Source organism: Paraburkholderia sp. GAS32 (genome assembly GCF_050434225.1).
GTDB lineage: Bacteria > Pseudomonadota > Gammaproteobacteria > Burkholderiales > Burkholderiaceae > Paraburkholderia > Paraburkholderia madseniana.
Genome location: NZ_JBNPVS010000008.1, coordinates 102,989 through 124,580, shown reverse-complemented (window position 1 = coordinate 124,580; position 21,592 = coordinate 102,989). Strand labels below are relative to the sequence as shown.

The following is a 21,592-nucleotide window of genomic DNA, read 5'->3' as shown; positions in this document are numbered from 1 at the left end:
AAACCGCGCCGCCTGAATCATTCAGCGTCCGCTGCGCGCACTGCGCGTACGAACGCCGCCATCCGGGCGTGATCTTTCACGCCCTTGGCGCCCGGCACTTCGATGCCGCTCGAGACATCGACCGCGTACGGGCGCACGCGATGGATCGCATCACTGACGTTTTGCGCGTTCAACCCACCACTCAAAACGGCCCGACGCGCGAGCTCTGCTGGAATAAGTGACCAATCGAAAACCTTCCCGCCGCCGCCATAGCCTTCGACATGGGTGTCGAACAGGAGGGCGCTGGCTGCTGAATAGTTAAGCGCTGATTTTACCAAATCTGCCGGCTGAGTATCCGCTGCGACTCGCAAAGCGCGCAACCAAGGCAAACCCGCAACACTGGCGAGGGATTCACACTGCTCAGCGGTTTCGTCGCCGTGGAACTGCAGCAGCGTAAGCCCGACATTGCTGGCGACTTCGCGAATCCAGTCCGGCGTTGCGTTCACGAACAAGCCGACCACCGATATGAACGGCGGCACGTCGTGTACCAGCTCTACTGCCTGCGCAACGCTCACCGAACGCGGGCTCGGCGGGTAGAACACGAGGCCGATCGCGTCGGCGCCGAGGTCGATCGTCAGCGACACGTCTTCCGGCTTCGACAGGCCGCACAACTTGATACGCGTGCGATGCGGCGCGGCATGCTGCTGCGCGCCGGCGTTTGCTTCGGCTGCCAGATTTTCAGTTGATTTCATGTTTGCGCTTGCTCGGTCCAGACGGTACTCCACGGCACGCTGCCGGTCTGCGGCGCGGGCACGGCGAATTGCTCAGGATATCCCACCTGCGCCAGGTACAGGCCGTCAGGCATGAAGGTCGGCGCGGCACAATCGCGATCGCGGCTGGCAAGAACCTCTGCCATCCATTCGGCCGGATGGCGTCCCCGGCCGATATCGACCAGACAGCCCATCAGGTTGCGCACCATGTGATGCAGGAACGCGTTCGCCCGAAACCGGAAATGAACGAAGTCGCCCTGTTGCCGCATGTCGATCTGATACAGATGTTTGACCGGCGTTTTCGCCTGGCATTGCGACGAACGGAATGCCGAAAAATCGTGCTCGCCGATCAGATGAGCGGCCGCGGCCTGCATGGCGTCGACGTCGAGCGGCGTGTGTACCCAGCCGGCCCGCGTATCCTGCATTGGCGAACGGAACGGATGGACGTACAGGACGTAGTAATAGGTCCGTTCGAACGCCGAAAAACGCGCGTGGAATTCGTCGGGCATCGGCTTGGCCCATTGCACGGCGATCGTCTTCGGCAGGAAGGCGTTGGTGCCGCGAATCCACGAAAAGTCCGTGCGATCGAGTTCGGTGTCGAAGTGCACGACCTGGCCGAGGCCGTGCACGCCGGTATCGGTGCGCCCAGCCACAATGGTTTGCACAGGCGTTTGCGCGAACTCGCGCAACGCCCGTTCGAGCTCGTCCTGCACGGTCTTGCCGTGCGGCTGCGACTGCCAGCCGCAGAATGCTGAGCCGTCGTACTGAACGCCTAACGCAATACGCTTCACGACAACGGCGCGAGCGTCGAGAGCAGCGCGCGCGCCTCAGTGCGCGTGGCCGGATCGTTCGCTTCGATCACTTCGTTGATGAGCGTGCGCGCGCCGGACAGATCGCCGAGGTCGATATATTCGGCGGCCAGATCGAGCTTGTTGCGGGCGATGCGGGTGAGATCGGCCCGCGTGAAGGCCGGCAACGGCTGAGCCGGGCTCGGCGGCAACTCCAGGTCGAAATCGAGCTTCAGCGCGCCGAAGCCGGCCGCGCCCAGGCCCGCGACGGCTGCATGGCCTGCGGTGCCGGCGGCGATTTCGTCAGCGACATGCGGGAAGTCGTCCGGATCGTGCGGCGCTACGGCTTGCTGCGCGGCGGTTTCCGGGGAGGCAACCGGCGGCGTCGCCAGCGATCCGGGTACGCTCACCGCTGCGTCGTCGGTCGATTCGACGCGCGGCGGCAATGGCATGTTCAGACTGCTGAAGGCATCGAGGGCATCGCGTGGGAACTCGGTCGGCACGGACAGCGCGGGCTGAACTGGTGCAACGGGTGCCGGTTCGAAGTTCGGTGCGCCATCGGGCGTCGCGGGTTCGGCGTGCAGATGTGACTGCGGTTGCGGTTCGTAAGACGGTTGATGCGTCGGTTCGACGTGAGCCGCGCCCTGTTGGGCTGTGGGCACTGCCGGCACCGAAGTATCGGGCACCGGATGCGCCGACGTCTCGCTGTGCGGCTGGCCGAACGGCGAAGTCGTGTGCGGTTCAGCCTGCTGCCGCGTGAAGTCGATGACCGGCGGCGGGGTGTCCTGATGGCTCCACGACTCTGCACGCGACTCATTCGTCGGCTCTGCCAACGGCATGGCCGGCGCGCTCGATGCCGGTTCGTCGTCCCATTGCAGACGGTGCGGAGGCACCTCTTGCTGGAAGCTCTCGTCGACCGGTTCAAGTGGAGTCAGCGGCAATGCTTCGGCACCGAGTTCCGCGGCGGCTGCGAGGCTCGCAGCCGTGGTTGCCCCGTCGAGATTCTCGTGATGGGCCGAGGGAAGAGGTTCGGACGTGGGACCGCCGTGGCCGATCGATTCGGTGTCCGGGCTCGATTGCGTAGCTTCGAACGGCGCGGGTGTCGGGTGGACTTCCTGCGATGCGTGTTGGAACGCATCGTGGTCTTGTGAGGGCGAGCCTGTGTGAGGTTGGCGGGCAGCGGCTTCGTGTTCTGCTGCGGCGCGTTGTGCCGCGTCGTGATCTTCCGCCGCACGCGCAGCCGCGGCCTGGTCTGCCTCCGCGCGTTCGGCTTCTGCGCTTTCTACCGCAGCGCGCTCCGCTTCTGCACGTTCCGCCGCCAAGCGTTCGGCCGCCGCGCGTTCTGCACTTTCTCGCTCTGCCGCCTCGCGCACCGCCGCTTCCCGCGCAGCCGCCGCGCGAATTTCCGCTTCGCGCTCTGCTGCCACGCGTTCCGCCACTTCTCGCGCTGCCGCTTCATCCCCAGCGGTCTCGTGGCCAGCCGGCGCCACCGCAGCCGCGTACCCGGCTGCCGCTTCGCCGCTCACGTCCGACGCTTCGCGCGTCGAATCGACATCCTGCGACCCAGCCGCTCGCGCGGAAGCCGCCGCTGCGTCCTCCGCCAGCGAGCCGCCTGCGGCGGCAACACCAACGCGCTTACGTCGACTCAAACGCAACGCCGCCAGCAACACGACCAACGCCGCGCCGATCGCCGCCGCGATGCTCAAATTCGTCTGCGAAATGCCAGCGTCGGTCGACGTGGAAATCGGCGCGCTGCCATGACCGGAAACGGCTGCCGCGGACGAAACACCGGCGGCCGGTTGCGCACCATTTGTAGCAGGCGGCACCGGCGCGGTCGGCGTACCACCGATGCCATGTTTCTGCAGTTCCATCAGCACGCGGTTTTTCAGCGCGAGCAATTGCTGCAAGCTAGAAACCTGCGCACGCGGTTGCGATGCCGGTTGAGCGGTGGACGTTGCAGCTGCTGTGGCAGCCGCCGACGCCCCTTCGGCAGCCTCACTGGCCGAGGGCTGGATCGCTCCCGACCAGACATGTGCGCCGCTGGCTGGCACGGCTTGCGACCCTCCTGCTACTGGAGCCGCGCCGGCCGCTGCGGAGCTACCCGGCATCGCCGAGCTGGCTTCAGCCGTCGAGCTGGCCGTCCCTGAAACCGCACGCATGGCAGCCTGAGCCGCAGCGCTTGCCGCGCTCGCTGCGGCGGCATTGACCTGCGCCACACCGCTCGCGGCGCCGACAGCAGCACCAACCGCCGCCGCGTTCGGCGCGGAAGCCGGCGCAGCCGTAGTGGCCGATGGCGCGGCAGACGCAGACCCCGCAACCGGCGCAGAAGCCGCCGGAGCACCGGTTGCATCGAGAGCCGGGATCGTCAACAGCGCACCGACGCGCATCCGGCTCGGGTCATGACTCATGAAGGCATTCGGATTCGCATCGAACAGCGCGCGCGAAGCGCGTGCGAGCGTCCCCTTGTCGTGCGATTGCGTGACGGCAATCGCCACGTCGTTCAACGACTGCCCGGGCCGCACCGTATATTGGCTCCCGGCGGCGTAAGAAACGGAAGCGCCCTCGGGCGCGCTCGCGGCGTCGCCCGGCGCTGCCACCGCGCTACCCATACCGGCGCCCGCCAGCGCGAACGCCAAGGCGGCCACGGCCATCAGCCGGCCCGTACCTTGATGCATAGACATAGCCCGAAGGGAAGAGAGTCGAAGGTTCATCGGGACTCCAGGCGCGTCAGCGCGCAGCCCTTTTTTGCGGTTGGAAAGAGACAAGATAATCGGAGCACACAATGAAAAAAGCGCCGCGCAAGCGCGACGCTTTTTGAGTTTTCTACGCGTCGTGAGCGCGTAGTTTACTTTACTTGTCGAGCACAATGCGAAGCATGCGACGCAGCGGTTCTGCCGCGCCCCACAGCAGCTGATCGCCGACCGTGAAGGCCGACAGATATTCGCCGCCCATCGCCAGTTTGCGCACACGGCCAACCGGCACCGTCAGCGTGCCCGTGACCACGGCCGGGGACAGATCGCGCATCGACGCTTCGCGTTCGTTCGGCACAACCTTGACCCAGTCGTTACCCGAGGCGAGGATGCTGTTCACTTCGTCCAGCGGCACGTCCTTATTCAGCTTGATGGTCAGTGCCTGCGAGTGGCAGCGCATTGCGCCGATCCGCACACAGAGGCCATCTACCGGGATCGAACCCGGCGTGCCCATAGCCGGCTTGCCGAGGATCTTGTTGGTTTCCGCGCCGCCCTTCCACTCTTCCTTCGACATGCCGTTGCCGAGATCCTTGTCGATCCACGGAATCAGCGAGCCCGCGAGCGGCACACCGAAGTTGTCGGTCGGCATACGGTCGCTGTTCATTGCACTCAGCACGCGGCGGTCGATGTCGAGAATCGCCGACGACGGATCCGCCAGGTCTTCCTTGGCCGCGCCGTACAGCGTGCCCATTTGCTGCAGCAGTTCGCGCATGTTTTGCGCGCCTGCGCCCGAAGCGGCCTGATACGTCATGGCCGTCATCCAGTCGACGAGGTTTTCGCGGAACAGGCCGCCCAGCGCCATCAGCATCAGGCTGACCGTGCAGTTGCCGCCGATGAAATTCTTCTGGCCCTTGACCAGCGCGTTCTTGATCACGTCGAGGTTGACCGGATCGAGAATGATGACCGCGTCATCCTTCATGCGCAGCGACGAGGCCGCGTCGATCCAGTAGCCGTTCCAGCCCGCTGCGCGCAGCTTCGGGAACACTTCATTCGTGTAATCGCCGCCTTGGCAGGAGATGATCGCTTCGCACTTCTTCAGGTCTTCGATGCTTGTCGCATCTTTGAGCTTGGTCTCGTTTTTGGCGAACGACGGCGCGTTGCCGCCCGCGTTGCTGGTGCTGAAAAACACCGGTTCGATCAAGTCGAAATCGCCTTCCTGCTGCATACGTTGCATCAGGACGCTGCCGACCATACCGCGCCAACCTACGAGACCTACGTTCATGACTTCATACCCTTCGAATGGAAACTTCCCCGCATCTTTGCCCGCAGTGACCGCGCGGGGAAGATGAGCGGGCACGACGGACGATCAGCGTTTCGTGATCGTTTTCGGGGTAATCGCTTTTGTGGTGGTAATGGCGAGCTCAACCACACGGGCCGTTTTGCCGTGCAGTTTCGAAATCGAGGAGATTTGAGCCATGTGCGCCATCGCTACAATATACACGAAAACCGGAATCTGGCGACGTGATCGTCTGCCGCTATCGTCCGTATTACGCGCGAATCGGCCTGTTTTGAGGCCAATTCGCGTTTTAAAGGCCGTTTGACCGCCTAACTACAACCTTTACCACGTGCTGTTTCAAAGGCCGTTACAGCGCGGCGACCACTGCGTCGCCCATCGCCACGGTGCCGACCTGCTTGCAACCCGGCGTCAGAATATCGCCCGTGCGGAGGCCCTGTTCCAGCACCTTCTTCACCGCGTTTTCGATGCGATCCGCCTGTTCCGCCTTGTTCAGCGAATAGCGCAGCATCATCGCGGCCGACAGAATCGTAGCCAGCGGATTCGCCACGCCCTTACCGGCGATGTCCGGCGCCGAACCGTGCGACGGCTCGTACAAGCCCTTGTTGTTCTTGTCGAGCGAGGCCGACGGCAGCATGCCGATCGAACCCGTCAGCATGGCGGCTTCATCCGACAGAATATCGCCGAACATGTTGCCGGTCACAACCACGTCGAACGCCTTCGGCGCCTTGACCAGTTGCATCGCCGCGTTGTCCACGTACATATGCGACAACTCGACGTCCGCGTATTCCTTCGACACGTCGATCATCACGTCCCGCCAGAACTGCGACGTTTCGAGCACATTCGCCTTGTCCACGCTCGTCAGCTTCTTCTGACGCTTTTGCGCGGCCTGAAAAGCGACGTGCGCAATGCGGCGCACTTCCGGTTCCGAATAACGCATCGTGTCGAAGCCTTCCTTCGCGCCTTCGAACAGCCCATCCGGCGACGAACGCACGCCGCGCGGCGCGCCGAAGTAGATGTCGCCGTTCAGTTCGCGCACGATCAGGATGTCGAGACCCGAAACAATTTCTTCCTTCAACGAGGAAGCACCAGTGAGCTGCGGATAGCAGATTGCCGGACGGAAGTTCGCGAACAATTGCAGGTGCTTGCGCAGACCGAGAATCGCCTGCTCCGGGCGCAGCGCGCGTTCGAGCGAGTCGTATTTCCAGTCGCCGACGGCGCCGAACAGGATCGCATCGGCTTCTTTCGCCAGCGCCAGCGTCGAATCGGGCAGCGGATGGCCCTTGGCTTCGTAACCCGCGCCGCCAACCGGTGCTTCTTCGAGTTCGAACTTTTCGCCGAGCACGTTCAGGACCTTCACGGCCTCCTTGACGATTTCGGGACCGATGCCGTCGCCCGGCAAGACTGCGATCTTCATGCGAATTTCCTTGATGATTTTTCTGTTTATCCGACGATGCGGTGATTCAGCCACGGCTGCTTCGCGATCCGCTCTGCTTCGAACTGGCGAATCTTGTCAGCGTGACGCAGCGTGAGGCCGATATCGTCGAAGCCATTCAGCAGACAGTACTTGCGGAACGCCGCCACTTCGAACGGATACTCGGCGCTACCGTCTGACGTGCGCACGACTTGCGCTTCCAGGTCGACGGTCAGCTTGAAGCCGTTGAACGCGTAGGTTTCGTTGAACAGGTGATCGACTTGCTGTTCGGTCAGCACGATCGGCAGCACGCCATTCTTGAAGCAGTTGTTGTAGAAAATATCGGCGAAGCTCGGCGCGATGATCGCGCGGAAACCATACTGCTCCAACGCCCACGGCGCATGCTCACGCGAGCTGCCGCAACCGAAGTTCTTGCGCGCCAACAGCACCGATGCGCCCTGATAGCGCGGCTGATTCAGCACGAAATCCGGATTCAGCGGACGCTTCGAATTGTCTTGACCCGGCTCGCCGTGGTCGAGGTAGCGCCATTCGTCGAACGCGTTCGGACCGAAACCCGTGCGCTTGATCGACTTCAGGAATTGCTTCGGAATGATCGCGTCCGTGTCGACGTTCTCACGATCGAGCGGCGCCACGACGCCGGTGTGTACGATGAATTTATCCATGACGCTTGCGCCTGTTTCAAGACCAAACGATGCGCGTGGCGGCCGGAAAGCCGCTCGCGCATCGCCGGCAAAAATCAAAAACCGCTTATTTGTCAGCGTGATTGCTGATCGAATTGCCGAGGTGCGACATGTCCTCGCCAAATCCGTGCACCGTGTTGCAGCCAGCCAGACCGAACAATAGCCCGGCCAAGGTACCGAGTGCGAAGCGGCGCAATAGAGTGGTGCGATTCATGTTCTTCATCATGCGTGTTTATCCAAGCTTGCGAATATCGACGAAATGCCCTTCGATAGCCGCTGCGGCAGCCATCGCGGGGCTCACGAGGTGGGTACGGCCACCGGCGCCCTGACGACCTTCGAAATTACGATTCGACGTGGACGCGCAACGCTCGCCCGGATCCAACCGGTCGGCGTTCATTGCGAGACACATCGAGCAACCGGGCTCACGCCATTCGAAACCGGCATCCGTAAAGACCTTGTCGAGGCCTTCGCGTTCCGCTTGCGCCTTCACCAGACCCGAACCCGGCACGACCATGGCCAGACGAATGTTCGGTGCGACGCGGCGGCCGAGCTTCTTCACGACGTATGCCGCAGCGCGAATGTCTTCAATGCGCGCGTTGGTGCACGACCCAATGAAGATTTTATCCGGCTTGATGGATTCGATCGGCGCATTCGGTTCGAGCGCCATGTATTTCAACGCGCGCTCCATTGCGTCACGCTTGACCGGGTCCTTTTCACGCTCAGGATCCGGCACGCGGCCGTCCACGGCAGTGACCATCTCCGGCGAAGTGCCCCACGTGACTTGCGGCACGATTTCAGCGGCGTTCAGCTCGACTACACGGTCGAATTGCGCGCCTTCGTCTGACTTGAACTGCTTCCAGTACTCGACCGCGTGATCCCATTCGACGCCTGCCGGCGAGAAGGGACGGCCCTTCAGATATTCGATGGTGGTGTCGTCCACAGCGACCATGCCGGCGCGCGCACCTGCTTCGATCGCCATGTTGCAGACCGTCATGCGACCTTCCATGGACAGCGCGCGAATCGTCGAACCGCCGAATTCGATTGCGTAGCCCGTGCCGCCTGCCGTGCCGATCTTGCCGATGATCGCGAGCACGATGTCTTTCGCGGTACAGCCGCGCGGCAACGGGCCTTCGACCTTCACCAGCATGTTCTTGCTTTTCTTCTGCAAGAGCGTTTGCGTGGCCAGCACGTGTTCGACTTCCGACGTGCCGATACCGTGCGCCAGCGCGCCGAACGCGCCGTGCGTGGACGTGTGCGAGTCGCCGCAGACAATGGTCATGCCGGGCAGCGTTGCGCCCTGCTCCGGCCCGATGATGTGCACGATGCCCTGACGCAGGTCGTTCATCTTGAACTGCGTGATGCCATAGGCGTCGCAGTTCGTGTCGAGCGTATCGACTTGCAGCTTGGAGACCGGATCGGCAATGCCGTGGCTGCGATCCGTGGTGGGGACGTTGTGGTCCGACACCGCCAGATTCGCGCTGATGCGCCACACCGGACGCTCAGCCAGCTTCAGGCCTTCGAACGCCTGAGGGCTGGTGACTTCGTGCAGCAGGTGACGGTCGATATAGAGAATCGTCGTACCGTCTTCTTCCGTGTGGACCACGTGTGTGTTCCACAATTTGTCGTAGAGAGTCTGTGCCATGGTATGCGGAGTAGTAATGACTGCGGGCTGACTGTGTCGGTCGATTATGCCACGCAGAACCCGGCTTTGGGCCCATGAATCATGCAAAAAACCGATAAAAAACAGGGAGTTGGGTGGTAGTGGCGATACCTGTATGGGTGTTACCCGGCAAGGGATTGCATGGGGCAATACGAAGCTTGAAACGCGGCTCGTTGCCCGGGAGTTTCCGGCGGTTGACACCCGCGAACAAGTGGTTCAACTTCGCCAAGCCTTTGTATTCGCGATATGTTTGGCTTTCCCCGAGTGCAACCGCGGGCTGGTAAAAAAATTTGCGAGAAAGACGGATTTCGAACAAAAAACTTGTTGGGATACAAAAAAAACGCTGAACTGCGCCTGAACGACAAATTTTTGGCCATGCGATGGCAGCGCTTCAGCGTAAAAAAACCTTCAGTCATACGGCGTTTTGTAAAAAAAACTGTGCCGATATAAAAAAATATTTGTAAACTGCACGTTTGGGATAATTTTTCGGGACACTCATGTCAGCCGTCGGTTACGAGTACTTGCGCCAGCAATTGAACCTGAGCGCGCTGGAGCTCAAGCGGCCAGCCCTCGTGAAACCGGTCACGCGGCTGACCAACATCAACGACTGTCTGTCCGTTCCCAAAAACATGGCGCCGGCAGACGGAGCCTATCTTGACCACGTGCTCTTTGCTTTGAAGCACGAAGGCACCAATTTGGCGGTTCTCGCCCAAACATTGCCGAACATCAGTGCCGAGGATCTCCTGGCGGAACTGCGCCGCTCGCCTAGCGGTGGCTATATACGGAAAGCCGCATTTCTCTGGGAGACATTCACCGGTAAAGAACTCGAAGGCGCACCGGTTGCCGGTGGCGCTGTCATCCCCTTGTTTGATCCCACCCAGTACTACACAGGTCCCTCTGTGCGTAATGCACGTTGGAGAGTCGACTTCAACGGCCTTGGTTCAATGCGTTATTGCGCAACGGTCGCACGCACGCCAACGATTACTCAACTCCTCGAGTCAGACGTTCTCACACGGGCGCGCGAGTTCATGGCGTCGCTGCCGGCAGAGATGCAAGACCGGGCGCTCAGTTGGGCTTATCTCCACGAAACACAAGATTCGTTCGCTATCGAGAAGGAAGCGCCCTCCGAAGACAAGGCTCAGCGCTTCGTCAAGCTTCTGCGGCAAGCACATGAGCGTCATCCACTCAGCGAAGAATATCTCGTCGAATTGCAGAACATCTGCGTAACAAATCCACTGGATCAAGCCGCGTCTTATCGCGCGGAACAAAACCATCTGCAAAGCGGCCTGCGGGGAGCGGCGGGCGTGACATACGTGCCGCCACCGCCGGACATGCTGACTGATCTGATGGCAGATTGGCTAGCATTTGCCAACTCCGCGCCCACCCAAGTAGACCCGCTCATTGCGGCAAGCATCATCTCGTTCGGCTTCGTGTTCCTGCACCCGTTCATGGATGGTAACGGCCGGCTCTCACGCTTCCTGATTCATCACGCGCTCTGCTCATCGGGCAAACTCGAAAACGGCCTGCTTCTGCCGGTATCGATTGCCATGAAACGAGAGGAGCAGGCTTACCTGGAAGCCTTGCGGGATTTTTCAAAACCAATCCGCGAACGTTGGCAAGTCCGCTGGTTGGACGAAATGAAATACGACTTCAAATTTCAAGGTGACGTGTCGATTTATCAGTTCTGGGACGCGACTCCGGCGGTCGAGTTCGTCGCCAGAATGGCCGACCTCGCACTGGAAGTTGAGCTTCGTCAGGAGACGCTCTTTCTGCAACGGTATGACAAAGTGCTGCGCGCGGTAAATCAGCGATATGACGTGCGCGGCAGTACGCTTTCGACGCTCGTCATGATGTGTCTCGATAACGCTGGGAAAGTGTCTAAAAATCGCCGGAAGCAGTTCGCCAACCTCGTGCCTGAAGCGATTTTCGACGCCATCGAAGCTGAAGCGAAAGCCGTTCTGGACGAAGAGAATGAGTTGAGGGAGGAGCCCGGACATACACCGGACAACACTTAGTCCGCGGCTTGACGGCTTCGTCCTCAACGCCTGACGCTCGAGATCTATCGCCGCAAACAAAACGCCCCAACGATAAACCCGTTGGGGCGTTTTTTATCAGCTGATTCCGCACTGGCTCGCAGCAGTCACAACCCTACGAACCACGCAGATTCAAACCCGATCAGCGTTGCGCAATCGGCTTCGCTTCACGTTGCGTGTCGCCGATGAACAACTGACGCGGACGGCCAATCTTCTGTTCCGGATCAGCGATCATTTCGTTCCACTGCGCAATCCAGCCGACCGTACGTGCCATCGCGAAGATACACGTGAACATCGAGGTCGGGATGCCCAGCGCGCGCTGCACGATGCCCGAGTAGAAGTCGACGTTCGGGTACAGCTTGCGCGACACGAAGTATTCGTCTTCCAGAGCGATCTTTTCCAGCGCCATGGCCAGCTTGAACAGCGGGTCGTCGTGCAGGCCCAGCTCTTCCAGCACTTCGTGGCAGGTTTCGCGCATCAGCTTCGCACGCGGATCGTAGTTCTTGTAGACGCGGTGACCGAAGCCCATCAGCTTCACGCCCGAGTTCTTGTCCTTCACCTGCTTGATGAACTCAGGAATATTGTCGACCGAGCCGATTTCTTCCAGCATGTTCAGTGCGGCTTCGTTCGCACCACCGTGTGCCGGGCCCCACAGGCAAGCGATACCGGCCGCGATACACGCGAACGGGTTAGCGCCCGACGAACCCGCCAGACGAACCGTCGACGTCGACGCGTTCTGTTCGTGGTCTGCGTGCAGGATCAGGATACGGTCCAGCGCGCGCACCAGCACGTCGTTGACCTTGTACTCTTCGCACGGGTTCGAGAACATCATGTGCATGAAGTTCGCGCTGTACGACAGGTCGTTCTTCGGGTACGCAAACGGCTGGCCGATGCTGTACTTGTACGCCATCGCGACGAGCGTAGGCAGCTTCGCGATCATGCGAATGGCCGACACTTCACGGTGACGCGGATTGTTGATGTCGAGCGAGTCGTGATAGAACGCCGACAGCGCGCCGACTGCAGCGACCAGAATCGCCATCGGGTGCGCGTCGCGACGGAAGCCACGGAAGAAGAAGTGCATTTGCTCATGCACCATCGTGTGCTTCGTGACGGTGTTCACGAACTCGTCTTTCTGCTGCGCGTTCGGCAGTTCGCCCTTCAGCAGCAGATAGCAGGTTTCGAGGAAGTCGGCGTTTTGCGCGAGGTTGTCGATCGGGTAGCCGCGATACAGCAGCTCGCCCTTGTCACCGTCGATGTACGTGATCGCCGAATTACACGCCGCCGTCGACATAAAGCCCGGGTCGTACGTGAACTTGCCGGTCTGGCCGTACAGTTTGCGGATGTCGATCACGTCCGGGCCGAGAGTGCCCTTGTAAATCGGCATTTCAACGCTCGGCGAATTGTCGCTGAACGATAGCGTGGCTTTAACATCTGACGGGGTCATAGCACATCCTCAATCGAAGTATGGAAACAGGGTTTCGATAATTTGCACGCCTTGGAACAACGGACAAGCGGCGCTCAAGACGTTAGCGGCGCTCAAGCATTCCGCAACAGCTCCAGCACCCGGATCACATCCGGGTCGGCAAGTTCGCCTTCCGGTTCCTTGCGAACGAGCAGCAAGTCCATCAGGTCGTTATCGCTCAGCTCGAGCAGGCGCGTGAGAGCGCCTACATCGGCATCGCTGAGGTCATGCTCATATCGGCTGAAAAAACGTTCAAAGATCAGATCGTTTTCCAGCAGGCCCCGCCGCGCGCGCCAGCGAAGGCGCGCGCGGCGGAGAGGGTCGGACTGATGCGATGTTTCGTTCATGTCAGTACGCGCCGGGCCGCCCCAAGCGTACTGACCGCCCCCTCGGGGGGCAGCGAACGATAGGGAGCGTGGGGGCTGTTCATATCAAACTGCGCGGCGAACCATCAATTCCTTGATCTTGCCAATCGCCTTGGTCGGGTTCAGGCCCTTCGGGCAGACGTCGACGCAATTCATGATCGTATGGCAACGGAACAGACGGTACGGATCTTCCAGATTGTCGAGGCGTTCACCCGTCGCTTCGTCGCGGCTATCCGCGATGAAACGATAGGCTTGCAACAGACCAGCCGGGCCGACGAACTTGTCCGGATTCCACCAGAAGCTCGGGCACGACGTGGAGCAGCTAGCGCACAGAATACATTCGTACAGGCCGTCGAGCTCGTCGCGTTCTTCCGGCGACTGCAGACGTTCCTTTTCCGGCGGCGGCGTATCGTTGATCAGGTACGGCTTGATCGAGTGATACTGGTTGAAGAACTGCGTGAAGTCGCAGATCAGGTCGCGCACGACGGGCAGGCCCGGCAGCGGACGCAGCACGATCTTCTGCGGCAGGTCGTTCATGTTCTGCAAGCAGGCCAGACCATTCTTGCCGTTGATGTTCATCGCGTCCGAACCGCACACGCCTTCGCGGCACGAACGGCGGAACGACAAGGTTTCGTCCATCGCTTTCAGCTTGAGCAGTGCATCGAGCAGCATGCGTTCGTGCGAGTCGATTTCGATCTCGTACGTTTGCATGCGCGGCGCTGCGTCCTTGTCCGGATCGTAGCGGTAAATTTCAAATGTACGCTTGGCCATTTCTGAATTCCTTTGACTTGTGCCTTAGAAGGTACGCGCTTTCGGCGGTACCGATTCGACCGTCAGCGGTTGCATCTGAACCGGCTTGTAGTCGAGGCGATCGCCTTCGCTGAACCACAGCGTATGGCGCAGCCAGTTTTCGTCGTCGCGATGTTCGAAGTCGTCTTGCGCGTGCGCGCCGCGGCTTTCCTTGCGCGCTTCGGCGGAAACCATCGTGGCGCGGGCCACTTCGATCAGGTTCTCCACTTCCAGTGCTTCGATACGTGCCGTGTTGAACACCTTCGACTTGTCTTTCAGGTAGATGTTGTCGACACGGTCAGCCACTTCGCGAATCCGCTCGACACCTTCGGCCAGCAGCTTCGACGTGCGGAACACGCCGGCGTGCGCCTGCATCGTGGAACGGATGTCGGCCGCAACGGTCTGCGAGTATTCGCCCGACGTGGATTTGTCCAGCTTGTTCAGACGCGCCAGCGAGAAATCGCCTGCGTCGGCCGGCAGCGGCTTGTGCTCCTTGATGTCCTTCACGTGCTTGACGATGTGATTGCCGGCCGCGCGGCCGAACACCACCAGGTCGAGCAGCGAGTTCGTACCGAGACGGTTTGCGCCGTGCACCGACACGCACGAGCATTCGCCCACTGCGTAGAAACCGTTGACGACTTCCTTGTGATCCCGCGACGTGCCAACGACCTGGCCGTTGATGTTCGTCGGGATACCACCCATTTGATAGTGGATGGTCGGCACAACCGGAATCGGCTCTTTAATACAGTCGACGTTCGCGAACTTCATGGCGATTTCGCGGATCGACGGCAGACGCTTCATGATCGTCTCAGCGCCGATGTGCGACAGGTCGAGCAGCACGTGGTCCTTGTTCGGACCCACGCCGCGGCCTTCCTTGATTTCCTGGTCCATCGAACGCGAAACGAAGTCGCGCGGCGCCAGGTCCTTCAGCGTCGGCGCGTAGCGTTCCATGAAACGCTCGCCGTTCGAGTTACGCAGAATGCCGCCTTCGCCACGCACGCCTTCGGTAATCAGCACGCCCGCGCCGGCCACGCCGGTGGGGTGGAATTGCCAGAACTCCATGTCTTGCAGTGCGATACCCGAACGCGCAGCCATGCCCAGGCCGTCACCGGTGTTGATGAACGCGTTCGTGGATGCTGCGAAGATCCGGCCCGCGCCGCCCGTAGCGAACAGCGTGGTCTTGCCTTCGAGGATATAAACGTCGCCGGTTTCCATTTCCAGCGCGGTCACGCCAAGCACGTCGCCGTCGGCGTCGCGGATCAGATCCAGCGCCATCCATTCGACGAAGAACTGCGTCTTGGCAGCCACGTTTTGCTGGTACAGCGTGTGCAGCAGCGCGTGACCCGTACGGTCAGCGGCCGCGCAAGCGCGTTGCACCGGCTTTTCGCCGTAGTTGGCGGTGTGGCCGCCGAACGGGCGTTGGTAAATCGTGCCGTCAGCGTTGCGGTCAAACGGCATGCCGAAGTGTTCGAGCTCGTACACGGCGTTCGGTGCTTCACGGCACATGAACTCGATCGCGTCCTGGTCGCCGAGCCAGTCGGAACCCTTGATCGTGTCGTAGAAGTGATAGTGCCAATTGTCTTCGCTCATGTTGCCGAGCGAGGCGCCGATGCCGCCTTGGGCAGCGACCGTGTGCGAACGCGTCGGGAACACCTTGGACAGCACGCAAACCGACAGACCGGCGCGCGCGAGTTGCAGCGAAGCGCGCATCCCCGAGCCGCCCGCGCCGACGATAACCACGTCAAACTTGCGACGCGGCAGAGAATTCTTGATTGCAGCCATTCTTTTACACTCTCCAGAGAATCTGCGCAGCGTAGCCCGCACATGCGAGCAGCCAGACGATCGTCAGCGCTTGAAGAAACAGGCGCATGCCAACGGGCTTCACATAGTCCATCCAGATGTCGCGGATACCAACCCACGCGTGATAGAACAGCGACAGCAGCGTGACAAACGTGGCGAGCTTCATCCATTGCGTTGCAAAGATCGAGGCCCAACCGTCATACGAGAAATCGCGCGCGCCGAAGAACCACGCGAGCAGGATCACCGTGTAGACCGCCATGATGCAGGCGGTAATGCGCTGGGCGAGCCAGTCGCGCAGGCCGTAATGTGCGCCGACGACGAGACGCTTCGGACCGATTCGGTTATTAGCTGCCATTTTTTTAGAATGCTCCGAAGAGTTTGAGCGCGAAAGCAATCGTCAGAAGCGACGAAACGACCAGCACCACGATGGAGGTTTGCTTGCCCTTCTCTTTAGTCGTGAGACCGTGGCTCGTGTCCATGAACAGGTGACGGACACCGGCGCAGAAGTGGAACAGGAAGGCCCACGCGAGAACGAGCGTGATGAGCTTGACGATGATGTTGGAGAGGAAGCCCTTGAAGACTTCGAAGCTGAGTTCGGAAGTCAGGCTCTGATCGAAGAGGTACAGCAGGAACGGAAGAAAAACAAAAAGCAGCCCACCGCTTAAGCGATGCAAGATCGACACACGCCCCGCTAGCGGGAGACGGTATGCCGTCAAAATCTGCCCGATACCGATGTTCCGGAATTCCGGCCTCGGTTTTTTTACGGCTTCAGCCATGCTAGACCCCTACTATGTAGTCACACTAATCCGCAATTTTAGCGCCTTTTTATATCGCGCTGCAGCGAAAACCACCACAGGTCCGTTACAGCGTGCGCGATAAAGGCGCCTTCAAACAGGCGCGCGCGTGGGACGCGGCGCCCTTTTTCATCCCGATTCAGCTCAGATCGTTCTGATAGTAATACCCGGTTGTGACATACCAACCACGGCGCACCTCAACCGGCCGGTCTCCATATGTATAGGAGACGCGTTCGACCGACAGCAGCGGAAAACCCGCCGGCACATGCAGCAGGTCAGCGACTGAAGGCTCGGCTGCGACCGCGCGGATCTTCTCCGTTGCGCGGATCATGCGTGTGCCGAATTCCGTCTCGAACATTGCGTAGAGGGGACCTTTATACTCCGACAACCGCTCGAGCGTGAGCCCGCGAAACACCGCGCCGGGCAACCAGATTTCGTCGAGTACGGTGACTTCACCGTCGAACTGCAGCAAGCGCTTGATCAACACCACCGGATCGGCGGGTTTCAGATCGAGTTGCCGGGCGATGTCCGCCGAAGCGCGCAAACGCCGGCATTCAAGCAGGCGGCTGACGTGCGGATGCTCCGCGCCGTCATCGGCCAGTAATCTGAGGAAGCGAAACTGGGCGCGGTCTTCATTGTGCGTTGCAACAAAAGTACCCTTGCCCTGGCGGCGCACCAGCAGGTTATCGGCGGCAAGCTCGTCAATCGCTTTGCGCACTGTTCCCTGACTGACCTTGAATCTGGCCGCCAATTCGACTTCACTAGGAATGATCTCGCCAGGTTTCCATTCGCCGGTTTCGAGGCTCTGCGTAATCAAGCCCTTGATCTGCTGATACAAGGGGCTGAAAGTGGGCGACGTAGCGGGCGTGGCAGCGGATACACCCTCGCCCGTGGCCCCTTGGCCGTTCGGATTCGCGGTGTTCGCCTGGTTCGAAGTCATCCGCGCATTTCATCATAAAGGGCCGGGCCGCGTCTAGGGCTTTCCCCGCAACAGATATGTCTTATATAAGACATAAGATAATGTTGACTTTGTGTCTGACGGCTCCTACACTCCTTGTCGAGCAAGGGTTTGCGGGTTTTTCGGCGGCTGTTTTGCACTGTGCAATACAGCGCCGCAGCGCACCGGCAGCCACTCTGCGCCATGCTGTTCCCACGCAGTCCAGGTTTCGATTCGCCGCCATTCGTTGGTCAGACGCTTGCCGAAACGCGCTGTTTGCAGGAGCCCGCATCGTGCAGCGGCTACCCGGCGCCAAGATGCCCCGCTCCCCGCCCGGCAGTACAGGTTTCCGGCATGGCGGTCTTGCCGTAGCGCGCCGCACAGCCTCGGCACATTCCGAGGCCGTACGCGAACAGTGAATTCCGCCGTGTTTCACAACGCTTCGCTGAACGCGCATATAGAATGGCGTTTTCCCTAGCGTCTAACGCATCGTCCTGGAGATTTCTCAATGGCTAAGCCCGCAAAGCGCGTTGCCGTCACCGGCGCCGCAGGTCAAATCGCTTACTCCCTACTGTTCCGCATCGCCAATGGCGATCTGCTCGGTAAGGACCAGCCGGTTGTCCTGCAACTGCTCGACCTGCCGCAAGCGCAAGGCGCCGTCAAAGGCGTCGTGATGGAACTGGATGATTGCGCATTCCCGCTGCTGTCGGGTGTCGTGATCACTGACGACCCGAAGGTTGCATTCAAGGATGCAGACGTTGCCCTGCTGGTTGGCGCACGTCCGCGTTCGAAAGGCATGGAGCGTAAAGACCTGCTGTCGGCAAACGCCGAAATCTTCACGGTTCAGGGCAAGGCGCTGAACGAAGTCGCGAGCCGCGACGTGAAGGTGCTGGTGGTCGGCAACCCGGCCAATACCAACGCTTACATCGCGATGAAGTCGGCGCCGGATCTGCCGAAGAAGAACTTCACCGCCATGCTGCGCCTGGACCACAACCGCGCGCTGTCGCAACTGGCCGCCAAGTCGGGCAAGCCGGTCGCTTCGATCGAAAAACTGGCTGTGTGGGGCAACCACTCGCCGACCATGTACCCGGACTTCCGCGTTGCAACGGCAGAAGGTCAAGACCTGACCAAGCTGATCAACGACGAAGAATGGAACCGCAACACGTTCATCCCGACCGTCGGCAAGCGCGGTGCAGCAATCATCGAAGCGCGCGGCCTGTCGTCGGCAGCGTCGGCAGCTAACGCTGCAATCGACCACGTGCGTGACTGGGTGCTCGGCACGAACGGCAAGTGGGTCACCATGGGTATCCCGTCGGACGGTTCGTATGGTATTCCGGAAGACATCATCTACGGTGTGCCGGTTACGTGCGAAAACGGCGAGTACAAGCGCGTTGAAGGTCTGGCAATCGACGCGTTCTCGCGCGAAAAGATGGACGGCACGCTGAACGAGCTGCTCGAAGAGCGCGAAGGCGTTCAACACCTGCTCGGCTAAGCGCTAGATGCAGACGAACCGGAACTCCGTGGCTTCATCGCAGCGGGTTCCGGTTTTTTACGTGCGAATGCAGGTACGTCCCACGAAATTGCGGTTCACTTCGCAATTTGTCGTGCCAGTATTCGCCTCTGATTCGAACGCGCTTTGCGTCATGGCGGGCTGATCGCCGAGCAGAGCGCGTCCGAATCCGATTTACCCACCCGACCACCCAGAATCCTGACGCCGAAGATGCGCGCCCTCACACCCGCCGAAGTGCTGTTTGACGGCGAAGTGCCGCCCGCTGTGCTGCCTGCCTGCGATCACTACGCCGGCAGCGAGAAGCTGATGCTGAAATCACTGGCATTGCAGCAGCAGCTCGGCCCGGTGTTCGACATCACGCTCGATTGTGAAGACGGCGCGCAGGTCGGCCGGGAGGCCGAACACGCGGAGCTGGTCGCATCGCTGCTGGGCAGCGAGCATGACCACTTTGACCGCGTCGGTGTGCGGATCCACGACTTCGATCACGCGCACTGGCGTGACGACGTCCGTCTCATTCTGCGGGCCGCAAAGCGAGCGCCCGCCTACATCACCCTCCCGAAGATCCGCAACGTCCCCGATGCCGCCGAAATGGTCGCGTTCATCGAGGCGACGCGGCTTGAGCTTGGCATTGCGCAGCCGGTGCCGGTGCAACTGCTGGTCGAAACGCATGGCGCGTTGACGCGCGTGTTCGATCTGGCTTCGCTCCCCGGCGTCGAGGCGTTGAGCTTCGGCCTGATGGACTTCGTTTCCGCGCACGACGGCGCGATTCCCGATACCGCCATGCGCTCGCCCGGTCAGTTCGATCATCCGCTGGTGCGACGGGCAAAGCTCGAGATTTCGGCCGCCTGCCATGCCTATGGCAAGGTGCCGTCGCATAACGTCAGCACCGAAGTGCGCGACATGAGCGTGGTTGCAAACGACGCCGCCCGCGCCCGCAACGAGTTCGGCTACACGCGCATGTGGAGCATCCATCCGGCGCAGATCGAAGCGATCGTCGCTGCATTTGCTCCGCGCGACGAAGAAATCGTCACTGCTACCGAAATTCTGCTGGCTGCACAGTCGGCGCAATGGGGACCGACGCGCTATCACGACACGCTGCACGACCGGGCGAGCTATCGCTACTACTGGTCAGTGCTACGTCGCGCGCAATCCACCGGCCGCGCCGTCCCGCAAGACGCTGCGCCGCTCTTCACGATAGTGGGCGCTAACGGGCAAGCCGCATGATGAGCACGATGGCCAATGCACCAGCCGGCGTGGCAGCGCTGGGAGGCGCCCTCGCATGGCGCCGTACAAGCGAATCAGAGCAACGTCTCGCGCAGCAGGAAACAGACGTCGAATGCGTGGTTCAAGCGGAAACAATGAGCAGGCACAAAGGAGATTGCGGGAGATGAGCGAGACGACGCAAACCGCCGGTGCACAAGGCGAGAACGAACCTAAAAGCGGCTTCCAACCGAAGAAATCCGTCGCCCTGTCTGGCGTGACGGCTGGCAACACTGCACTCTGCACGGTCGGCAAGACCGGCAACGATCTGCATTACCGCGGCTACGACATTCTCGACATCGCCGGTGCATGCGAATTCGAAGAGATCGCATATCTGCTGGTCCACGAAAAGCTGCCGACGCAGTCCGAGCTGACCGCCTACAAGACGAAGCTCAAGGCGCTGCGCGGATTGCCCGCGAACGTCAAAGCCGCGCTGGAATGGATTCCGGCCGCTGCTCACCCGATGGATGTGATGCGCACCGGCGTGTCGGTGCTCGGCACGGTGCTGCCCGAGAAGGACGACCACAACCTGCCGGGCGCACGCGACATCGCCGACAAGCTGATGGCATCGCTCGGTTCGATGCTGCTGTACTGGTACCACTACTCGCACAACGGCAAGCGCATCGAAGTCGAAACCGATGACGATTCGATCGGTGGCCACTTCCTGCACCTGCTGCACGGTGTGGAACCGTCGAAGGCATGGGTCGACGCGATGCATGTGTCGCTGAACCTGTACGCCGAGCATGAATTCAACGCGTCGACGTTCACCGGCCGCGTGATCGCAGGCACGGGTTCGGATATCTACTCGGCGATTACCGGTGCAATCGGTGCATTGCGCGGCCCGAAACACGGTGGCGCGAACGAAGCCGCGTTCGAGATCCAGTCGCGCTATCAGACGCCTGATGAGGCCGAAGCCGATATCCGCCGTCGTGTCGAAAACAAGGAAGTGGTGATCGGTTTCGGTCACCCGGTGTACACGATCTCCGACCCGCGCAACAAGGTCATCAAGGAAATCGCGAAGAAGCTGTCGAAGGAAGCGGGCAACCTGAAGCTGTTCAATATCGCCGAGCGACTTGAAACAGTGATGGCAGAAGTGAAAAAGATGTTTCCAAATCTCGACTGGTTCAGCGCCGTTTCGTATCACATGATGGGCGTGCCGACGGCGATGTTCACCCCGCTGTTCGTGATCTCCCGCACGGCAGGCTGGAGCGCGCACATCATCGAGCAGCGGATCGATAACAAGATCATTCGTCCAAGCGCAAATTACACCGGTCCCGAGAATTTGAAGTACGTGCCGCTAAATAGGAGAAAATAGCGGTCGCTGTGCGCTTTCATAGCGCGTGCAG

The 21,592-nt window shown here is 60.7% G+C and carries 20 protein-coding genes; 5 read left to right on the top strand and 15 right to left on the bottom strand.

Annotated features, from left to right (window positions below; translation table 11 throughout):
• Window positions 1-17: 17 nt before the first annotated feature.
• The 8 genes from P3T25_RS12530 to leuC all read right to left on the bottom strand — a co-directional run bounded on the left by P3T25_RS12530 (window position 18) and on the right by leuC (window position 9,278).
• A complete protein-coding gene (locus tag P3T25_RS12530) occupies window positions 18-731 on the bottom strand; it encodes a phosphoribosylanthranilate isomerase (protein WP_154557947.1) in 714 nt (237 codons plus the stop codon).
• Window positions 728-1,540, bottom strand: a complete 813-nt coding sequence (gene truA / locus P3T25_RS12525; RefSeq protein WP_168435519.1) for a tRNA pseudouridine(38-40) synthase TruA — start codon at window positions 1,538-1,540, stop codon at window positions 728-730. Before truA ends, P3T25_RS12530 begins: the two co-directional genes overlap by 4 nt.
• The gene (locus P3T25_RS12520; protein WP_429358192.1) at window positions 1,537-4,218 is read right to left on the bottom strand and encodes a FimV/HubP family polar landmark protein; all 2,682 of its coding nucleotides are present in this window, start codon (window positions 4,216-4,218) and stop codon (window positions 1,537-1,539) included. Before P3T25_RS12520 ends, truA begins: the two co-directional genes overlap by 4 nt.
• A 169-nt stretch (window positions 4,219-4,387) precedes the next feature.
• Window positions 4,388-5,509, bottom strand: a complete 1,122-nt coding sequence (gene asd, locus P3T25_RS12515; RefSeq protein ID WP_027805102.1) for an aspartate-semialdehyde dehydrogenase — start codon at window positions 5,507-5,509, stop codon at window positions 4,388-4,390.
• Between the two features lie 361 nt (window positions 5,510-5,870).
• On the bottom strand, window positions 5,871-6,938 hold the full coding sequence (leuB, locus tag P3T25_RS12510; RefSeq protein WP_054034794.1) for a 3-isopropylmalate dehydrogenase: 1,068 nt from the start codon (window positions 6,936-6,938) through the stop codon (window positions 5,871-5,873).
• A 26-nt stretch (window positions 6,939-6,964) separates the two neighbouring features.
• Window positions 6,965-7,618 (bottom strand): 3-isopropylmalate dehydratase small subunit, encoded by a 654-nt coding sequence (gene leuD, locus P3T25_RS12505; protein ID WP_154557949.1) that lies wholly within the window; start codon window positions 7,616-7,618, stop codon window positions 6,965-6,967.
• 85 nt (window positions 7,619-7,703) lie between these two features.
• Complete coding sequence (locus tag P3T25_RS12500; RefSeq protein WP_154557950.1) at window positions 7,704-7,862, bottom strand: entericidin A/B family lipoprotein; 159 nt, start codon at window positions 7,860-7,862, stop codon at window positions 7,704-7,706.
• A gap of 6 nt (window positions 7,863-7,868) precedes the next feature.
• Window positions 7,869-9,278, bottom strand: a complete 1,410-nt coding sequence (gene leuC / locus P3T25_RS12495; protein WP_154557951.1) for a 3-isopropylmalate dehydratase large subunit — start codon at window positions 9,276-9,278, stop codon at window positions 7,869-7,871.
• 133 nt (window positions 9,279-9,411) lie between these two features.
• Here leuC and P3T25_RS12490 point away from each other — a divergent pair, with 133 nt between their 5' ends.
• Both P3T25_RS12490 and P3T25_RS12485 read left to right on the top strand, forming a co-directional pair.
• Window positions 9,412-9,654: a hypothetical protein gene (locus P3T25_RS12490; RefSeq protein ID WP_154557952.1), complete on the top strand. Its 243-nt coding sequence runs from the start codon at window positions 9,412-9,414 to the stop codon at window positions 9,652-9,654.
• Window positions 9,655-9,793: 139 nt separating this feature from the next.
• Window positions 9,794-11,311, top strand: coding sequence for a Fic family protein (locus P3T25_RS12485; protein WP_154557953.1), 1,518 nt, complete (start codon window positions 9,794-9,796; stop codon window positions 11,309-11,311).
• A 160-nt stretch (window positions 11,312-11,471) separates the two neighbouring features.
• On the opposite strand, the gene gltA is transcribed toward P3T25_RS12485, so the two are convergent.
• The 7 genes from gltA to P3T25_RS12450 all read right to left on the bottom strand — a co-directional run bounded on the left by gltA (window position 11,472) and on the right by P3T25_RS12450 (window position 17,479).
• Window positions 11,472-12,773 carry a citrate synthase gene (gene gltA / locus P3T25_RS12480; RefSeq protein ID WP_028196113.1) on the bottom strand — a complete coding sequence of 434 codons (1,302 nt, stop codon included), beginning with the start codon at window positions 12,771-12,773 and terminating at the stop codon, window positions 11,472-11,474.
• Window positions 12,774-12,865: 92 nt separating this feature from the next.
• Window positions 12,866-13,138, bottom strand: a complete 273-nt coding sequence (locus P3T25_RS12475) for a succinate dehydrogenase assembly factor 2 (RefSeq protein ID WP_097397112.1) — start codon at window positions 13,136-13,138, stop codon at window positions 12,866-12,868.
• Window positions 13,139-13,222: 84 nt separating this feature from the next.
• Window positions 13,223-13,927, bottom strand: coding sequence for a succinate dehydrogenase iron-sulfur subunit (locus P3T25_RS12470; RefSeq protein WP_054034792.1), 705 nt, complete (start codon window positions 13,925-13,927; stop codon window positions 13,223-13,225).
• A 24-nt stretch (window positions 13,928-13,951) separates the two neighbouring features.
• Window positions 13,952-15,727 carry a succinate dehydrogenase flavoprotein subunit gene (sdhA, locus tag P3T25_RS12465; RefSeq protein WP_093634934.1) on the bottom strand — a complete coding sequence of 592 codons (1,776 nt, stop codon included), beginning with the start codon at window positions 15,725-15,727 and terminating at the stop codon, window positions 13,952-13,954.
• 4 nt (window positions 15,728-15,731) lie between these two features.
• Window positions 15,732-16,100 carry a succinate dehydrogenase, hydrophobic membrane anchor protein gene (gene sdhD / locus P3T25_RS12460; RefSeq protein ID WP_063498406.1) on the bottom strand — a complete coding sequence of 123 codons (369 nt, stop codon included), beginning with the start codon at window positions 16,098-16,100 and terminating at the stop codon, window positions 15,732-15,734.
• 4 nt (window positions 16,101-16,104) lie between these two features.
• Window positions 16,105-16,521, bottom strand: coding sequence for a succinate dehydrogenase, cytochrome b556 subunit (gene sdhC / locus P3T25_RS12455; RefSeq protein WP_054034790.1), 417 nt, complete (start codon window positions 16,519-16,521; stop codon window positions 16,105-16,107).
• Between the two features lie 157 nt (window positions 16,522-16,678).
• A complete protein-coding gene (locus tag P3T25_RS12450) occupies window positions 16,679-17,479 on the bottom strand; it encodes a GntR family transcriptional regulator (protein WP_154557954.1) in 801 nt (266 codons plus the stop codon).
• Between the two features lie 505 nt (window positions 17,480-17,984).
• Here P3T25_RS12450 and P3T25_RS12445 point away from each other — a divergent pair.
• The 3 genes from P3T25_RS12445 (at window position 17,985) to prpC (ending at window position 21,561) form a co-directional block, all read left to right on the top strand.
• Window positions 17,985-18,968, top strand: coding sequence for a malate dehydrogenase (locus P3T25_RS12445; protein WP_154557955.1), 984 nt, complete (start codon window positions 17,985-17,987; stop codon window positions 18,966-18,968).
• Between the two features lie 228 nt (window positions 18,969-19,196).
• On the top strand, window positions 19,197-20,210 hold the full coding sequence (locus P3T25_RS12440; protein ID WP_154557956.1) for an HpcH/HpaI aldolase/citrate lyase family protein: 1,014 nt from the start codon (window positions 19,197-19,199) through the stop codon (window positions 20,208-20,210).
• Between the two features lie 163 nt (window positions 20,211-20,373).
• Window positions 20,374-21,561: a bifunctional 2-methylcitrate synthase/citrate synthase gene (gene prpC / locus P3T25_RS12435; RefSeq protein ID WP_429358184.1), complete on the top strand. Its 1,188-nt coding sequence runs from the start codon at window positions 20,374-20,376 to the stop codon at window positions 21,559-21,561.
• The last annotated feature ends 31 nt before the right edge of the window (window positions 21,562-21,592 follow it).

Excerpts from the sequence above, each read along its gene's own strand:
- P3T25_RS12445 (WP_154557955.1), top strand. The coding sequence starts at position 17,985 with ATGGCTAAGCCCGCAAAGCGCGTTGCCGTCACCGGCGCCGCAGGTCAA.
- P3T25_RS12530 (WP_154557947.1), bottom strand. The coding sequence starts at position 731 with ATGAAATCAACTGAAAATCTGGCAGCCGAAGCAAACGCCGGCGCGCAG.
- P3T25_RS12520 (WP_429358192.1), bottom strand. The coding sequence starts at position 4,218 with ATGTCTATGCATCAAGGTACGGGCCGGCTGATGGCCGTGGCCGCCTTG.
- sdhD (WP_063498406.1), bottom strand. The coding sequence starts at position 16,100 with ATGGCAGCTAATAACCGAATCGGTCCGAAGCGTCTCGTCGTCGGCGCA.
- prpC (WP_429358184.1), top strand. The coding sequence starts at position 20,374 with ATGAGCGAGACGACGCAAACCGCCGGTGCACAAGGCGAGAACGAACCT.
- P3T25_RS12440 (WP_154557956.1), top strand. The coding sequence starts at position 19,197 with ATGCGCGCCCTCACACCCGCCGAAGTGCTGTTTGACGGCGAAGTGCCG.
- asd (WP_027805102.1), bottom strand. The coding sequence starts at position 5,509 with ATGAACGTAGGTCTCGTAGGTTGGCGCGGTATGGTCGGCAGCGTCCTG.
- P3T25_RS12475 (WP_097397112.1), bottom strand. The coding sequence starts at position 13,138 with ATGAACGAAACATCGCATCAGTCCGACCCTCTCCGCCGCGCGCGCCTT.
- sdhC (WP_054034790.1), bottom strand. The coding sequence starts at position 16,521 with ATGGCTGAAGCCGTAAAAAAACCGAGGCCGGAATTCCGGAACATCGGT.
- gltA (WP_028196113.1), bottom strand. The coding sequence starts at position 12,773 with ATGACCCCGTCAGATGTTAAAGCCACGCTATCGTTCAGCGACAATTCG.
- leuC (WP_154557951.1), bottom strand. The coding sequence starts at position 9,278 with ATGGCACAGACTCTCTACGACAAATTGTGGAACACACACGTGGTCCAC.
- P3T25_RS12500 (WP_154557950.1), bottom strand. The coding sequence starts at position 7,862 with ATGATGAAGAACATGAATCGCACCACTCTATTGCGCCGCTTCGCACTC.
- leuD (WP_154557949.1), bottom strand. The coding sequence starts at position 7,618 with ATGGATAAATTCATCGTACACACCGGCGTCGTGGCGCCGCTCGATCGT.
- leuB (WP_054034794.1), bottom strand. The coding sequence starts at position 6,938 with ATGAAGATCGCAGTCTTGCCGGGCGACGGCATCGGTCCCGAAATCGTC.
- P3T25_RS12490 (WP_154557952.1), top strand. The coding sequence starts at position 9,412 with ATGGGTGTTACCCGGCAAGGGATTGCATGGGGCAATACGAAGCTTGAA.
- P3T25_RS12470 (WP_054034792.1), bottom strand. The coding sequence starts at position 13,927 with ATGGCCAAGCGTACATTTGAAATTTACCGCTACGATCCGGACAAGGAC.
- sdhA (WP_093634934.1), bottom strand. The coding sequence starts at position 15,727 with ATGGCTGCAATCAAGAATTCTCTGCCGCGTCGCAAGTTTGACGTGGTT.
- P3T25_RS12485 (WP_154557953.1), top strand. The coding sequence starts at position 9,794 with ATGTCAGCCGTCGGTTACGAGTACTTGCGCCAGCAATTGAACCTGAGC.
- P3T25_RS12450 (WP_154557954.1), bottom strand. The coding sequence starts at position 17,479 with ATGACTTCGAACCAGGCGAACACCGCGAATCCGAACGGCCAAGGGGCC.